The 14,570-nt window shown below is 66.5% G+C and carries 15 protein-coding genes; 4 read left to right on the forward strand and 11 right to left on the reverse strand.

Annotated features, from left to right (window positions below; all coding sequences use genetic code 11):
- Positions 1-173 precede the first annotated feature (173 nt).
- The 7 genes from GD880_RS19475 to GD880_RS19505 all read right to left on the reverse strand — a co-directional run bounded on the left by GD880_RS19475 (position 174) and on the right by GD880_RS19505 (position 6,436).
- Entirely contained in the window at positions 174-593 is a 420-nt protein-coding gene (locus GD880_RS19475) for a hypothetical protein (protein ID WP_152233271.1), read from the reverse strand.
- 48 nt (positions 594-641) lie between these two features.
- Complete coding sequence (locus GD880_RS19480; protein WP_452176762.1) at positions 642-1,415, reverse strand: SDR family NAD(P)-dependent oxidoreductase; 774 nt, start codon at positions 1,413-1,415, stop codon at positions 642-644.
- Positions 1,416-1,450: 35 nt separating this feature from the next.
- Complete coding sequence (locus GD880_RS19485) at positions 1,451-2,506, reverse strand: ferredoxin--NADP reductase (protein WP_152233273.1); 1,056 nt, start codon at positions 2,504-2,506, stop codon at positions 1,451-1,453.
- A 27-nt stretch (positions 2,507-2,533) separates the two neighbouring features.
- A complete protein-coding gene (locus GD880_RS19490) occupies positions 2,534-3,385 on the reverse strand; it encodes an alpha/beta fold hydrolase (RefSeq protein WP_193314612.1) in 852 nt (283 codons plus the stop codon).
- Between the two features lie 14 nt (positions 3,386-3,399).
- Positions 3,400-4,398, reverse strand: a complete 999-nt coding sequence (locus GD880_RS19495; protein WP_152233275.1) for a Rieske 2Fe-2S domain-containing protein — start codon at positions 4,396-4,398, stop codon at positions 3,400-3,402.
- Between the two features lie 19 nt (positions 4,399-4,417).
- Complete coding sequence (locus GD880_RS19500; protein ID WP_226909850.1) at positions 4,418-6,109, reverse strand: AMP-binding protein; 1,692 nt, start codon at positions 6,107-6,109, stop codon at positions 4,418-4,420.
- Positions 6,110-6,235: 126 nt separating this feature from the next.
- Positions 6,236-6,436, reverse strand: a complete 201-nt coding sequence (locus tag GD880_RS19505) for a ferredoxin (protein WP_152233277.1) — start codon at positions 6,434-6,436, stop codon at positions 6,236-6,238.
- Positions 6,437-6,623: 187 nt separating this feature from the next.
- On the opposite strand from GD880_RS19505, the gene fabG reads away from it, so the two are divergent.
- Positions 6,624-7,388 carry a 3-oxoacyl-ACP reductase FabG gene (fabG, locus tag GD880_RS19510; protein ID WP_152233296.1) on the forward strand — a complete coding sequence of 255 codons (765 nt, stop codon included), beginning with the start codon at positions 6,624-6,626 and terminating at the stop codon, positions 7,386-7,388.
- A 70-nt stretch (positions 7,389-7,458) separates the two neighbouring features.
- On the opposite strand, the gene GD880_RS19515 is transcribed toward fabG, so the two are convergent.
- Genes GD880_RS19515 through GD880_RS19525 form a run of 3 tightly spaced genes read right to left on the reverse strand, consistent with a single transcriptional unit; the run spans position 7,459 to position 10,381 of the window.
- Positions 7,459-8,760, reverse strand: a complete 1,302-nt coding sequence (locus GD880_RS19515) for an acyl-CoA dehydrogenase family protein (protein ID WP_152233278.1) — start codon at positions 8,758-8,760, stop codon at positions 7,459-7,461.
- 5 nt (positions 8,761-8,765) lie between these two features.
- On the reverse strand, positions 8,766-9,194 hold the full coding sequence (locus GD880_RS19520) for a Zn-ribbon domain-containing OB-fold protein (protein WP_152233279.1): 429 nt from the start codon (positions 9,192-9,194) through the stop codon (positions 8,766-8,768).
- Positions 9,191-10,381, reverse strand: coding sequence for a thiolase C-terminal domain-containing protein (locus GD880_RS19525; protein ID WP_226909846.1), 1,191 nt, complete (start codon positions 10,379-10,381; stop codon positions 9,191-9,193). The genes GD880_RS19520 and GD880_RS19525 overlap by 4 nt, the downstream gene beginning before the upstream one ends.
- A gap of 195 nt (positions 10,382-10,576) precedes the next feature.
- On the opposite strand from GD880_RS19525, the gene GD880_RS19530 reads away from it, so the two are divergent.
- Entirely contained in the window at positions 10,577-11,605 is a 1,029-nt protein-coding gene (locus GD880_RS19530; protein ID WP_152233280.1) for a phosphotransferase family protein, read from the forward strand.
- Between the two features lie 33 nt (positions 11,606-11,638).
- On the opposite strand, the gene GD880_RS19535 is transcribed toward GD880_RS19530, so the two are convergent.
- A complete protein-coding gene (locus tag GD880_RS19535; protein ID WP_152233281.1) occupies positions 11,639-12,478 on the reverse strand; it encodes a MaoC/PaaZ C-terminal domain-containing protein in 840 nt (279 codons plus the stop codon).
- Positions 12,479-12,785: 307 nt separating this feature from the next.
- Between GD880_RS19535 and GD880_RS19540 the strand changes: the two genes are divergently transcribed.
- The gene (locus tag GD880_RS19540) at positions 12,786-13,394 is read left to right on the forward strand and encodes an AMP-binding protein (RefSeq protein WP_193314613.1); all 609 of its coding nucleotides are present in this window, start codon (positions 12,786-12,788) and stop codon (positions 13,392-13,394) included.
- A gap of 292 nt (positions 13,395-13,686) precedes the next feature.
- Positions 13,687-14,535, forward strand: coding sequence for an enoyl-CoA hydratase (locus tag GD880_RS19545; protein ID WP_226909847.1), 849 nt, complete (start codon positions 13,687-13,689; stop codon positions 14,533-14,535).
- Positions 14,536-14,570: the final 35 nt, after the last annotated feature.

Here is a 14,570-nt window from a genome sequence, read left to right on the forward strand (position 1 = left end):
CCTCGAGGTGATGGCTGGTGGTCAGAGACCGCCATCGTCGAGGGGGCCCCACCGTCGTCGGCGGAGCCACACGGGTGGGGAATTTCAGTGAGCAGGTCTGGGGAGTTTCACCTGAGCGTCATCATCACCGCCCGGATGGACAAGGCCATCATCGCCGCGATCAGCCGCATCGATCAGGACGCTTGGACGCCGATCAAGTACCCAAAGCAATCTTCGACGAGGAGCAGCATCGGTGGATCTTTGACGCCGAGGTGGCCGAGATCGGCTATGCGCCGTTCGCCTCCCGCAGGAAGGCCGACGACCACGCCGCCCGGCTGATCGTGCGGCGGGTCAAGCGGTTGAACCCAAAGTCGGCCGCCGCCGGGCAGGACCCGCACCTCGCCGCCCGGCACCCTGGCCTCCATCCGGCACGCCCGCGCCCGGACCGGCACCATCCGCACCGAGCTGATCAACATCGCCGCCCGCATCTCGACCCGGGCCCGTGGCACCCCTCGCAGTCTGACCGCCCGGGTTTCTCCGCCTCCGAGGAACGAGATGTGGAAGAAGCCGGACAGACCGGGAACTCCCGTGCGCCCGCAAACGAAATCCATCACGACCAAACCGCAAGACCGCCGGGCGGAATCCCACCGGAGAACTCAGGCTCAGGTGACTTTGACCGCCATGCCGCCGTCGACCCGCAGCACCGAGCCGCTGGTGAAGCTGGAGGCGTCGGAGGCGAGATAAAGCGCAGCCCCGACGATCTCCTCAGGATCGCCCACGCGATCGAGAGTGCCTCGCGACGCCAGGTTTGAACGGAACTCCTCGCTCCACGTCTCGGCCAGCTCGGTGGCGAACGCGCCCGGCATGAGCGAGTTGGCGCGCACGGAGGGCCCGAAGGCCTGGGCGAACCCGACGGTGAGGGTGTCCAGCCCGGCCTTGGCCGCGGAGTATGGGAGCCCGTCCCACGTCGGTCTGATCGACCCCACGGCGCTGACGTTGATGATCGACCCTCCGCGGCCGGCTGCCATCCGCGCGCCCACGAGAGAGCCGAGGCGGAAGGCACCCTTGAGGTTGACGCCGACGACCTTGTCGAAGAGCTCCTCGGTGACGTCGGGGAGGCTCGGATAGGTCGGCGACATCCCCGCGTTGTTCACCAGCACGTCGATGGCGTCGAACTCGGTGTACACGCGTTCCACCAGGGCGTCGACGGCGGCCCACCGCCCGACGTGACAGGCCACCGCCACCGCCCGACGTCCGGTCAGCGTGCGGATCCGGGCCGCCACCTCGTCGCAGGAGTCCTGCTTGCGGCTCGAGACGACGACGTCCGCGCCGGCACGGGCGAACGCGGTGACCATGGCGAGCCCCAGGCCCTTGGTGGCACCGGTGACAAGGGCGACTTTCCCGGCGAGAGGTTGGTCGGAGGAGGAGTTCACGATGGATGCCCTTCGGGGATGTGGAAGGTTTGAACGAGTCACTCGGGGTAGCTGATCTCTACGCGATCGCTCAGCGGCAGCAGCTGACAGGCGAGGCGCATGCCCTCCTCGATCTCCTCGTCCTCGAGGATGTCGTTGAGGATCATCTCGGTCTCGCCGGCACTGACCAGGCACATGCAGGAGCTGCACGACCCCTCCCGGCAGGAGAAAGGTGCGTCGATGCCCTCGTTGAGCATGACATCGAGCAGCTTCGCCGATCGTGGCCACGTCACCTCGTAGGTGGAACCGTCCAGCTCGATCACCGCGGTCGCGGGGGATGCGCCGTCGTGATCGGCCGCGATCTCGACCTCTTCGAACGGGTCTCCCTCCAAGGAGTGGAAGACCTCGACGTGCACCTGGTCTGCGGGGGCGCCAGCCTCGGCGAGCGCAGAGGTCATCGCCGACATGAAGGCGGCCGGTCCGCAGACGAAGGCTTCATGCTTGCGAGCGTACGGCTCGATCGCAGAGGCGAGCGCCGCGGTGGTCGGCAGGCCCTGCACCGATTCGAGCCAGTGGAGGACCACGAGACGACCGGGGTGCTCGCACGTCAGCCGGCGCAACTCCTCAGCAAAGATCACCGACGACTCATCGCGGTTCGCGTAGAAGAGCACGACGTTCCCAGTGCCGGTCGCCAGCGCCGACTTGACAATGGCCATCAACGGGGTGATGCCTGAGCCGGCGCCGCAGAGCAGGAGGTCATGGTCGAAGGACCGGGGGACGAATCGCCCGGACGGGGGAAGGACGTGCATCTGCATGCCCGGTCGAGCATTGTCGCACAACCAGTTCGAACCGTAGCCCTCGGCGGTCCGCTTTACGGTGATCGTCAGCTCCCTGTCTGTGTGAGGTGAGCTCGAGAGCGAGTAGCAGCGGGCCACCGATCCCGATCGAGTGCTCGGGATGCGTAGCGTGAGGTACTGCCCGGGCGAGTACTGGAAGCGCGTGTCGCCGTCGTCCGGCAGGTCGAAGACCAGGCTCCGTGTGTCGGCCGTCTCTTCCACCACGCGCATGATCTTGAGCGGGCGTGCGAACGCTCCCACCTGTTCAGTGCCGTTCATGAGTGCGACGTACCTCTCATCGGAGTTTTACAGGCCGTGGGCCGCAAGGAAGTCGAGGAGGCGGGGGGCGTACTGGCCGTTGTTCCCAGCAGTGACAACATGGCCAACTCCCGCGATCTCGGCGTACTCCATTGCGGGTGCGGCGTCGAGCAGCGCGCGCGCGGCATCGACCTCGACGACGTCGCTGGTCTCCCCCCGCAGCAGAAGCGACGGAACGGTGAGCCTCGCCGCGGCCCGGTAGAAGCGCTCGATGTCGGACGAAGTCTGCGTGCGGTCCACCGCGATGTACTCCGGGTCCCAGTGCCACACCCAGCGGCCGTCCTCACGCTGACGCAGGTTGCGCCGCAACCGCTCGAGGTCCCGGCTGCCGGACCTGTCGGGCCGGTAGGACTGGACGGAATGTGCCACCTCATCGAGCGTGGCGAACCCGTCGCGGCCCTCATGCATGAATTGCTGGATCCGAGAGACGGCCTCTGCCGGGACCTCGGGAACGGCGTCGACCATGACAAGGGCGGCGACCGACGTGCGGAACTCGCCGGCGACGAGAAGTGATACCAACCCACCGAGCGAAGCGCCGACCAGGACCGGCGGGCGAGGGAGCTGGTCGACGACGGAGGCGATGTCTCGGGCGTGGGCCTCGAACGTGTAGTTGCCGTCCACGGCCCACTCGCTGTCACCATGCCCGCGCAGGTCAAGGCTCCACGCCCAGTAACCGGCTTCGGCGAGCACGGCCGCTGCGTCGGCCCACGAGTGCTTGGCTTGGCCTCCGCCCGGAAGGAGGAGCACCGGGCGGCCGGCGGGAGACCCCATGCACTCGACGGCCAGTACCGGACCGGCGGTCCGCAAACGGCCCGTCAGCGTGGTGAGCGCCAGCGCCATCTTCGACCCCGCCATCAGTACTTGAGCCGGGTGGGCTTCGAGTAGAAGTTCTCCGACCACTTGCGGAGGCGCAGGAAGTTTCGAGCTTCTTCCTTCGGGTAGGGCGGCGCCAGGTTGTACATCTGGTTCTCCCAGATCGGGATGTCCTGACGGAAGGCGCCATCGAGCTGGGCATGACGAATACCTTGGACGAACCTCGGAACCTCAGAGCCGTCGTCCGCCAGCCGTTCAACGGCGACACTGAGGAACACGTCGGAAAGCAGTTCGTCAACCGGAGTCACCGCGGTCACGCTGACGGTGTCGCGCAGGCCGTCGAGCCGGGCGACGATGAGGCCGACGCCGTAGGACGTCGACGCGATCCTGAGAGCACTCTCACCGCGCTTGGTGGTGACCTGCCCGGTGTACCTCGCGACGAACTGATGGTCCGTGGCTTCGACCGACTGCACGTCAGGGACGGCGTCCCACTCGTGGACGTACTTGAAGTGGGCGAAGTCCGCGTTGTTCTCGAGCACGAACTGTGGCATCAGGCGCATGTCCGCCCAGCGCTTGTGACCGCCGTCGAAGGGGGTGTGAAACCGGCTCTCGTCCAGGAACTCAGGAACCGGCGGCACCTCCCAGGTCGGCCCTTCACCGTCCGGGTCATGCCACATGAGGATCAGCCCACCGACCTCGCGTACGACGTGCTGCGTGATCTGCTTGCTGCGGTTGATCTTCTCGCTGTACGGGATCGACTGGTTCCTGCCCTCGGTGTCCCACGTCCAGCCGTGGAACGGGCACTGGATGCAGTCACCGGAGACCGTTCCGCCGAATCCGAGATGGGCGCCGAAGTGCGGGCAGTACGCGTCGGCGACCTGCACCGTCCCGCTCTCGATCCGGTAGATGACCAGGTCGCGGTTGAAGTAGCGCGCGGGGCGCACGTCACCGACGGCCAGCTCGTGGCTCCAGCCGACCTGGAACCACCCGGTCGGGTACGCCAGGTGCGGTAGCTCGCTCCGGTGGACTAGGTCTCGCATCGATCTTTCCTCTCTGATGTCAGACGGTCTGCTGGAGCTTCTCGCGCCTCACGCGCATACCGGAAGCCTCACGGTCCCAGGTCGACTGGGTGATCCCGGTTTTACGGAGGCGGAACTTCTCCACCTTGAAGGAAGGCGTACGCGGAAGTTCCGATCGGAAGTCGATGTACCGCGGGATCATGAAGTAGGGGAGTCGGGGCTGCAGGAAGTCGACGAGCTCGGTGGGCGTTAGGTGATGGCCGTCCTTGAGCACGACACAGACCATCACCTCCTCCTCCAGCTCCTCCGAAAGCACTCCGATGCAGGCGGCGTGTGCCACCGCGGGGTGGCTCATGACCTCGGCCTCCACCTCCATCGAGGAGATGTTCTCCCCGCGGCGCCGAAGCGTGTCCTTGAAGCGGTCGACGAAGAAGTAGTTGCCGTCCTCGTCGCGGTAGTGGGCGTCGCCGGTGTGGAACCACCCGTTGCGCCATGCCGCAGCCGTCGCCTCCGGCATGCCCTTGTAGCCCGAATTTAGTGCCCACGGCCAAGCGTGCCGGACGATCAGCTCGCCGATCTCGCCCACGGGGACCTCCTGGTCGTGGGCGTCTACCAGCCTGGCCTCGTAGTTCTCAGGATCGACGGCCTTGCCGCAGGATTTGAACAGCGCGGGATCCGGGTTCAGTTCGGTCCGAAACACCGCGGGCATCTCCGACATTGCGAAGTTCGAGTAGAGCTGCACGCCGAAACGGTTGCTGAACTCGTCGATGTTCTCCGGCATCGGCCCCGTCAAGGCCGTGCGGAGCGGGTTGTCCGCGTCGTCGGGACGCTCGGGCTGCTTGAGGAGGAACATGGTCATCGCAGCCATCAAGAAGCAGGTCGTGACCTCCAGTCGCCGCACGTCGCTCCAGAACGTGCTGGTGCTGAATCCTTGGGTGACGGCGACGGAGCCGCCCTTCTGGAGCATCGCGTACGTCGACTTCGTACCACCCACGTGGAACATCGGCACGCACAGGAAGAACCGGTCGTCCCCGGTGATGGACGGGTGGAGCGTGTTCTTCGAGTCCACGTAGTGGTTGAGGTAGGAGCACCGGACGCCCTTCGACGGACCGGTCGTGCCCGAGGTCAGGATGAGAGTCATGTCGTCCCAGACGTGCAAGCCGTCGACAGTCGACGGGCACCGCGCGTCTCCGGTGACGTCCTCCCACCGGAGAACGGTGTAACCGGGGAGGTCCACTGCGCCGACACCGACTACGACGATGGTCTTCAGGTGCTTTAGGTGCAGGCCCTTGAGACGCTCGAGCAATTCGATGTGGGCGACCAGCACCTTCGACTCCGCCAGGTTCAGGGCATGCTCGAGGAGGCTGCCCTTGTACGAAAGGTTCACGGGCGCGTAGACGGCGCCGGCTGCGTTGGTGCCGAACCACGTTTCGATCGCGGCCGGTCCGGTCGGCAGCCAGCTGGACACGTACTCCCCGGGGAGGACCCCCGCCTCGATGAGCCCGTTGGCGCGCCGCCAGACGCGGGTGGCGAGATCACCGTAGGACCAGGTGGATCCGTCGTCGAACACGGCGAAGACGCGGTCCGGGTGTTCTGCTGCGCGTCGGCGGATCAGCTGCGGCACGATCACGTCGCGGTCGAGCGGGAACCGAGGATCCTTGTAGCGGCGCTGCACGACGGGCTCCGCGCCAGCAATGTCCGGTGCCGTTTCGTGGAGGGGCTTCTGAGTCATCACGATCCTGTTCCTCACCACTCAGTGCGGAAGGGTCGACACTGAGCCATTGCTCAATAGTCTAGCACTCAACGATCGAAGAAACGGCGAGTGGGGGGCGATCGCATGGCGCCATGAACCGCCCGGTTAGCCGCCGAGGATCTTGATGGCCCCTTCGGGGCACGCTTCGGCGCCCCGCCGAACGCTCTCCTCGAGCTCGGGTCGCACCGTGTACGGGGATCCTGCCTGCGCGCAGAAGCCCGCGTCGTCGGACTCGAAGGCGTCGGGGCTCACCGTGTAGCAGCGGCCGTGGCCGCTGCAGAGTTCGCTGCTGACGTGTACCTGCATCGAAGTCCTCCGGTCCCTGTACTGAAGCCATAGCTGAGGGCGCTGTGAGAGGCTAGCGTAGCCACCTATTGTTCATGGCACAACTACTGAGTGTCCGAGTAAGTCCGGCGGACGATACCACCGACCGACGACGAGCAAGGTCGTGCAATATACTATTGAGGAACCAATTAAGTTGAGTGAGAAGGAGATGATCCATGTGGCTCACCAGCGAGTAGCAATCGTGACGGGGGGTGCACGGGGCATCGGTGCCGGCATCGCCAGACGACTCTCCGACGACGGCATGAAGGTCGCTATCTTGGACCTCGTGGCCGTCGACGCCGAGAAGGCGGCTGCCGAGATCGCTGAGGTTGGCGGAGAGACACTAGGAGTCGAGGTCGACGTCTCCGACGCCGAGCAGGTCACGGCCGCCGTCGACGCAGTCGCCGACGCGCTGGGAGCGCCGACCGTGCTGATCAACAACGCCGGCATCACGCGCGACAACCTGCTCCACAAGATGCCCGCCTCCGACTGGGACCTGGTGATGAACGTGCACCTGCGGGGTGCCTTCCTCATGACCCAGGCGACCCAGAAACACATGATCGAGGCCGGGTGGGGGCGCGTCGTCAACATGTCGTCGATGTCTGCCCTCGGCAACCGCGGCCAGGCGAACTACGCAGCGGCGAAGGCGGGACTGCAGGGATTCACCAAGACAGCTGCCATCGAGCTCGGCCGGTTCGGTGTGACGGTCAACTCTATCGCTCCGGGATTTATCGTCACCGACATGACCGCAGCCACCGCGGAACGGATGGGCGTGGACTTCCGGGAGATGCAGCGGGCGGCTGCGAAGCAGATTCCGGTGGGCCGGGTCGGTCAGCCCGCGGACATCGCACACGCCGCGTCGTTCTTCTGCAGTGACGCGGCGGGCTTCGTCTCGGGCCAGGTCCTCTACGTCTCCGGCGGGCCCAACACCTGAAGACGCAGAAAGTGCCGAGGCGTCCGTCCTCCGACGATCGGAAGGACGGACGCCTCAGTGCCGAGCGGGATCAGGCGCCGTCCGCGGCCAGGGCATCGGCGAACTTCGTCCTGGCAGCAGCGCGAAGCCTGGGCAGATGAGTGGTCGGGAAGAGGTCGTCGGTGCCCTGGTAGCCCTTGAGGATGCTTCGGGCCATGTTGGCCTTGTGAACCTCCGTGGCACCGTCAGCCAGACCCATGTGGTAGGACTCCATGATCATGAATCCGAACGGCATCTCGTCCGAGACGCCGAGCGAGCCGTGGATCTGCAGGGCGTTCGACGCCACGTCGTGGAGGACTCCGGGCATCAGTGCCTTCACGGCCCCGATGTCAACCCGGACCTTCTCGTAGTCGTTGTAGCGATCGATCTTCCAAGCCGTCCGCAGCACCAGCAGTCGGAACTGCTCGATCTGGGCCCAGGACTCGGCGATTTTCGCCTGCACCAGCTGTTTGCGCGCTAGGGTCTCGCCGCGCGTCTCCCGGGACAGTGCACGCTCGCACATCATGTCGAACGCCTGGCGGACCAGGCCGACGGTGCGCATCGCGTGGTGGATTCGGCCGCCGCCCAGGCGCGTCTGCGCAACGGCAAAGCCCTGACCGATGCCGCCCAGGATGTGATCGGCGGGGATCCTCGCGTTCTCGTACCTGATGTAGGCGTGGTCGCCGCCGCCCCCCGCACGCTCCGCGTGGCCGTAGACGTGGACGTTCCGGACGATGGTGACGCCGGGCGTCTCCTTCGGCACCACGAACATGGACATCCGTTGGTGCGGGGCAGCCTCGGGGTCAGTCACCGCGAGCAGGATGAGGAACTCCGCGTAACGCGCGTTGGAGGAGAACCACTTCTCCCCATTGATGACCCACTCATCCCCGTCCAGCTCGGCGCGCGTGACAAAGCTCGTGGGGTCCGAACCCCCCTGCGGCTCGGTCATCGAGAACGCGGACACCATCTCGTTGGCGAGCAATGGCTCGAGGTAGGTCTTCTTCAGGTAGTCGGTGCCGAAGTGCGCGAGGATCTCGGCGTTACCGGAGTCTGGAGCCTGACAGCCGAACACGATGGGCCCGTGACGCGTCCGGCCCAGGATCTCGTTGAGCAGGGCGAGCTTCAGCTGGCCGAACCCCGGGCCTCCCAGGTGTGGACCCAGGTGGGCCGCCCATAGTCCCTTCTCCTTCACCTTCGCCTGCAGCGGCGGCACCAGCTTCTTCCAAACGGGGTCGTGGATGTTCCACGCGTGGTCGATGACCAGGTCCAGTGGCTCAACCTCCTCGCGCACGAACTCCTCGACCCAGTCCAGCTTCTCCTGAAACTCGGGGTCAGTCTCGAAGCCCCAGCCCATTACGCTCACTCCCAGCCTTGTCGGGTCAAATCGTCGGAAATGGTTTCCCACCGCGGGACGCCGACCTTCTCGTCGAGAATCTCGAACCGAGCACGCATCTCCTGCCCGGCGGCTAGCGCGGGCCGGCCAGGGAGGTAGCCCACCAAGCGGGTCCCGGGAGCATCGGACAGGTCGACCATCACCAGCGTGTACGGAGCGGGGAAGGCAGGGTGCACCTGGTGCTCGACCACGCACCAGGAGTACAAAATGCCGACTCCCGCGACCGTGCGCCACTCGCTCTCCCAACTGCCGCACCGGTGACAGTAGGTCCGAGGCATGTGCAGGACGAAGCCACACTCCGTGCAGGCGCGCACCGCCAGTCGACCTTCGGCCGCGGCCTCGAAGAAGCCACGGGTCTCGAGGTCTAGCGCGGGCACGGGCCGCGGATCGGTCACGAGGCGGCTTCCAGGATCAAGGCACTCCCTGGGGAGTACGGGGTTGACGTCACGAGGCAGAGCTCGGCGTCCGTGACCTGGGACGTCGATGTTCCCCGGATCTGACGCACGCCTTCGAGAACGTGGGTCATGCCGTGGATGTAGCCCTCGGAGAGCTGTCCACCACTGGTGTTGGTCGGAATTTGTCCGTCAATGTCGATCGCGCCGCTGGAGACGAACGATCCTCCTTCGCCCTTTTCGCAGAACCCGTAGTCCTCCAGCTGCATGAGGACCGTGACCGTGTAGCAGTCGTAGAGCTGTGCCACGTCGATATCGGAGGGGCCGAGGCCGGCGCGGCGGTACAGCGTCTCGGCGACCGCCTTCGAGGGCAGGCTGGTGAGGTCCTCCCGCATGAGGGCCGGGAAGCCGATTCCCGGCTGGACGCCGAACCCGGTTCCCTGCGCCCAGGCCCGGACGACGGCCGGAGGTTGGCGCAGATCCCTGGCCCGTTCCGTGCTCGTGACGATGACCGCGCACGCTCCGTCAGTTTCCAGGCAGAAGTCGAAGAGGCGCAGGGGGGTGGCGATCTGACGACTCGCCAGGTAGTCCTCCATGGTGAGCGGACGCCCGTGCATCTGTGCCTGCGGGTTGACAAGCGCGCGCTCACGGGAGTTGATGGCGATCGCGCCGAAGTCCTCCTCGCGTGTTCCGAACTCGATCATGTGACGCCGGGCGAACATCGCGAACACCTGCCCGGGGCTGGTCAGTCCGAACGGCATGAAGAACTCGTCGTAGGTCCCGTTCCCGCCGACGGCGCCCGAGGTTGACGACGCCTGGCCGAACCGCTGGCCTGACCGCCCGTTGAGCGAGCGGAACACGAGCACGGTGGTCGCCTGACCGGTGAGGATGGCGGCCACGGCCTGGCCGACCATGGCGGAGGGTGCGACGCCGCCCGGACCGACGTCGCCCCAGTAGGTCAGGTCGCGGAGCCCCAGCACATGGGACAGGTCGTTCGGATGCACCAGGTCCATGTCACAGCGGACGATCCCGTCGATGTCCTTGACGTCCACGCCGGCGTCCTCCGCCGCGGCTACCGCCGCCTGGGTGGCCAGCGTCAGCTCGCTGCGTCCGGACGCCTTGCTGAAGTCCGTCGCTCCGATACCGGCGATGGCCCCGAGGCCCCGCGCGGGGAACACATCAACGGTCACTGGGTCCCTACCGTGGGTCTGGCGGGAGCCGGGTACGCGGCGCCCTCGTCAGGAGTGCGTGCACTCAGTAGTTGAGTCATAGACGATTATTCACCCGCTGCAAGTTCTGTCAAGGCGCCTTCGAGGGCGGATGTTCTTGCACAACTAGTCTAGTATGCGACTACTTGCGACCATACATGAGGACCGGAGACGCGCATGGTTCACTTGCCCGGGATCGACGAAGCCAGCATCACCGCCTGGTTCGCCAGGGCCGTTCCCGCCGCCCAGGCTCCGCTGACGTTCGAGCTGATCGCAGGCGGCCACTCCAACCTCACCTACCGGGTCACCGACGTCACGGGTCAGGCGTGGATCATTAGGCGACCGCCGACCGGAGAGCTGCTGGCCACCGCGCACGACATGGCCCGCGAGTGGAAGCTGATCGAGGCACTGAACGGTCACGTGCCGGTCCCTCCGCCGGTAGCGATGTGCACCGACGCGGATGTGACCGGGGCCCCCTTTCACGTGACCGAGTTCGTGGACGGTGTCGTCCTCCGCGACGCGAAGGTCGCCGACGATGTCCCGCTCGAGCTACGGCCACTCGTGTCGGAGTCGTTCGTCCGAGCGATCGGCGCCCTGCACACCCTCGAGCCGGCCGCGGTCGGGCTCCAGGACCTCGGCAAGGGGGTGGGATACGTGGGCCGTCAGTTGAAGAGGTGGCGGCAACAGTACGAGCTGAGCCGGACCCGGGACGTGCCGGGCGTGGAGTGGACCTACGAGCGACTCGTGGCGTGCATGCCCGAGCGAGAGCAGGTGTCCGTCGTCCATGCCGACTACCGGTTGGACAACGTCATCCTGGCTCCTGGGGGAGACGTGCGGGCGATCCTCGACTGGGAGCTGGCCACGCTCGGCGACCCGCTCGCGGACGTCGGCTCGATGATCGCCTACTGGACCGGCGAGGGAGAGCCGTCGGGCATGGATTACGACTGGCCCACGAGCGCCGGCGGGTTCCTGTCCCGCGACGAGATGGCTGAGTTGTACACCGGGGTAACGGGGATCTGGGTCGATGACCTGGACTACTACGTGGCCTTCGCGCACTGGCGGATCGCGTGCATCGGGGAGGGCGTCGTCGCCCGGTACCGCAGCGGCAGTATGAAGGAAGTAACACCGGGAGAGGTGCAGGTCTACGCCGACTCGACCGTCTACCACGCGGCCCGGGCCACCCAGATCGCGGCTCACCTGAAGTGAGGAGGCGCCGCCGGCCGGCGCCTCCTCCTTGACTCAGGTCGTGATCGTGACCCGGCCGTGGGTCAGCGCTAGAGAGCCATCCTCGCGCCGGGTCCGGAAGTGCAGCTCGCCAGACAGGTCCCACAGGTCGATGTGCAGCGTCTCGCCCGGGTATACCGGGGTGGCGAACCGGGCGGTCATCGACGAGATGCGAGACGGATCGCCGTTGGCTGCCGCGTCCAGCAGTGCTCGGCCCGTGAAGCCGTAGGTGCAGAGGCCGTGCAGGATCGGACGGTTGAACCCGGCCCGCTTGGCGAAGCTGGGGTCGGAGTGCAGGGGATTGTAGTCGCCGGAGAGGCGATAGATTAGCGCCTGGTCGTCCCGCGTGTGGTATGTCACGGTGTGCTCCGGCTGCTCCGGCAGCTCGGGCGCGTGCACGGAGGGGCCGCGTTCGCCGCCCCACCCGCCGGCTCCGCGGATGAAGATGGCGGATCGGGTCCGGAACAGCTCGGCGTCCCCGTCCTTGTCCCGCGCTGTGGTCTCGGTGACGACGATGGACGCCTTCTCCTTATCCCACATCTCCACCACCTGGGTGGAGGCCACGGCCGTCCCCGCGACGGGAACCTCACCGCTCAGCTGGAAGCCCTGCTCGGCGTGGACGACCCGGGTCCAGTCGATCGGCCCCACCGGGTCGTAAGCCCTGGGGTCTAGCCCCAAGGTCACCGGCATGGTGGGCAGCATCCGTTGCGGGGTGTCCTTGGTGTTCTCCGTGGTGAAGGCCAAGTCGGAGGTGCCCGCGCCCACCCCCAGCGCATAGAGAGCACAGTCCTTCGGGGTCCACGAGATCTCGATCGGTTCCGTGGTGGCGCCCAGCGCCGCCGCGTTCAAGGTCATTGGTGCTCCTAGTGAGTTTAACTGCCAGAAAGTACTCTAGTACCCTATCATTGGGAAGACAATGAATGGGTTGCGCCTGACAGTTGGCCGCAGCGGGGGGATCGGAGCGAGGGGCAAGGCGGATCGCGACGGGCCGCCCGGACCATCGAGGAGATCTGGGGAGGCAGCATCGTCGCCGACCGCGTCGCCGGCAACGACGGGCCGCATGCTGCGGCGGCCGCGCTCGATCAACGAGCTGCTCCTCGCGATGGAGCGCTGGAGCGGATGCGGCTTTCCGGCCCAAGGTGACCGTCGGATCCACCCCAGTTTGTCGAGGCTGGTCCTGACAGCCGGCAGGTTGGACGCCGGACGGGTTTTCGACCTGAGTGAGCGCGACGGCGAGCGGTCGTGGGGAGGGGTTCCCACCGCGGGCCGCGCGCATGGTCGAACACCCCGACTTCGCCGCGACGACCTCTCCAGCCTTCGCCCCCTTGGTGGTGCGCCGATCTTCGTCGCCCTCTTCGCGCGGCTCCAGCAGCAGGTACCCCCGCTCCGCGAGGGGGGATTGGCCAACATGTGGGGCATAGCCGAGTCGGGTGGTTTCGTCACCCTCGCCCGGGAGTGGGGGCCTCGAGAGGCTCTCGGGGACGGTCGGCCGCCCCTCCCTGTGCTCCGAGCTGCGGACGACAGCCCGGATAGCGACGGGTGCGGTGAGGTGCTCGTGCGCTCGCCCACCGTGATGCTGGGATACCTCGTCGAGGACGACGTCGCGGCCGACGCGGACAACTGGCTCCGCAGCGGGCATCTCGGACGGCTCGATGGCTACGGGTGCCTTCTCCTCGTCGAGAGGTCCAAGGACGTCGTGATCCGAGACGGCGAGAACATCAGTTGCCCCAGCGTGGAGACGGCCCTGCTCCATCATCCTGACGTCAAGTAGGCGGGCGCGTTCGGAATTGCCCATTCGGATCTGCGCGGGGGGCCCGTCGAGGTGGTGCGGGTGCGTGCCGGTGCCACCGTGGCCCTGATGACCTGTGTGGCTCCGTGCGGGACCGATTAGCCTACTTCTCCGTACCCACGGTGTGGTGGGCCCTCACCGAACCACCGTCTTGTAGGTCGACGGGATCTGCCACCACCACTCGTGAGCGCTGTCGCGTGGACTACTAGTCTATCGTTAGATAGTCTGGCACTAGAGTGGTTCGACTAGGTTTGGCGGGAGGAGCTGGGTGATCGTGACGGACTACACCGGCGTGAGGTACGAGGCCCTCGACGACGGCACCATCGCGCGGATTACGATGAGCAGGCCTGAGGTGCGGAATGCGCAGGACCGCAGGATGCTCGCCGAGCTGAACGACGCGTTCACCCGGGCGTCGCTGGACGACAAGGTCCGTGTCATCATCCTTGCCGGCGACGGTCCGCACTTCTCCTCCGGGCACGACCTAAAGGACCACCTCGCGTGGGCCGAGAACCCGGACGATGTGACCGGGGGGTTCGCTGTGAGGCCGGTCGGGATCGAGGGCGGGTTCAGCCTTCCGGGCGCGGAGGGATACCTGGCCTATGAGCAGGAGATCTACTTCCGGATGTGCCGGCGGTGGCACGATCTGCCCAAGCCGACCATCGCCCAGGTGCACGGGAAGGCGATCGCCGGCGGGCTGATGGTGATGTGGGTGTGCGACCTCATCGTCGCCAGCGAGGACGCGCTGTTCTCCGACCCCACGGTGGGCTTCGGGGTGAACGGGGTGGAGTGGTTCTCACACCCCTGGGAGCTGGGGGTCCGGAAGGCAAAGGAGCTCTTGTTCACGGGCGACTTCATAACCGCCGAGGAGGCGCGCCAGCTGGGCATGGTCAATCAGGTCGTCGCACCGGCTGACCTGGAGGCCTACACCGAAGACCTCGCCCGACGGATCGCGCGGAAGCCCAGCTTCGCCCTGCGGTTAGCGAAGATGGCGGTCAACCAGGCACTCGACGCACAGGGCTTCTGGACCGCCCAGCAAGCCGCGTTCAACCTTCAACATCTCGGCCACGCCGACATCCGAGAGGCCGCGGAGCGCGCCGCCGGCGTCGACGAGACCGAGCACTGAACCCGATCGAACCGACCTATCGCTCCTTCGCGGAG

It is taken from the genome of Georgenia ruanii (assembly GCF_009193175.1).
GTDB classification, from domain to species: domain Bacteria; phylum Actinomycetota; class Actinomycetes; order Actinomycetales; family Actinomycetaceae; genus Georgenia; species Georgenia ruanii.

Bases quoted from the DNA above. Each gene is read 5' to 3' on its own strand.
- GD880_RS19485 (WP_152233273.1), bottom strand. From the start codon at position 2,506: ATGAACGGCACTGAACAGGTGGGAGCGTTCGCACGCCCGCTCAAGATC.
- GD880_RS19490 (WP_193314612.1), bottom strand. From the start codon at position 3,385: ATGGCGCTGGCGCTCACCACGCTGACGGGCCGTTTGCGGACCGCCGGT.
- GD880_RS19495 (WP_152233275.1), bottom strand. From the start codon at position 4,398: ATGCGAGACCTAGTCCACCGGAGCGAGCTACCGCACCTGGCGTACCCG.
- GD880_RS19500 (WP_226909850.1), bottom strand. From the start codon at position 6,109: ATGACTCAGAAGCCCCTCCACGAAACGGCACCGGACATTGCTGGCGCG.
- GD880_RS19505 (WP_152233277.1), bottom strand. From the start codon at position 6,436: ATGCAGGTACACGTCAGCAGCGAACTCTGCAGCGGCCACGGCCGCTGC.
- fabG (WP_152233296.1), top strand. From the start codon at position 6,624: ATGATCCATGTGGCTCACCAGCGAGTAGCAATCGTGACGGGGGGTGCA.
- GD880_RS19515 (WP_152233278.1), bottom strand. From the start codon at position 8,760: ATGGGCTGGGGCTTCGAGACTGACCCCGAGTTTCAGGAGAAGCTGGAC.
- GD880_RS19530 (WP_152233280.1), top strand. From the start codon at position 10,577: ATGGTTCACTTGCCCGGGATCGACGAAGCCAGCATCACCGCCTGGTTC.
- GD880_RS19535 (WP_152233281.1), bottom strand. From the start codon at position 12,478: ATGACCTTGAACGCGGCGGCGCTGGGCGCCACCACGGAACCGATCGAG.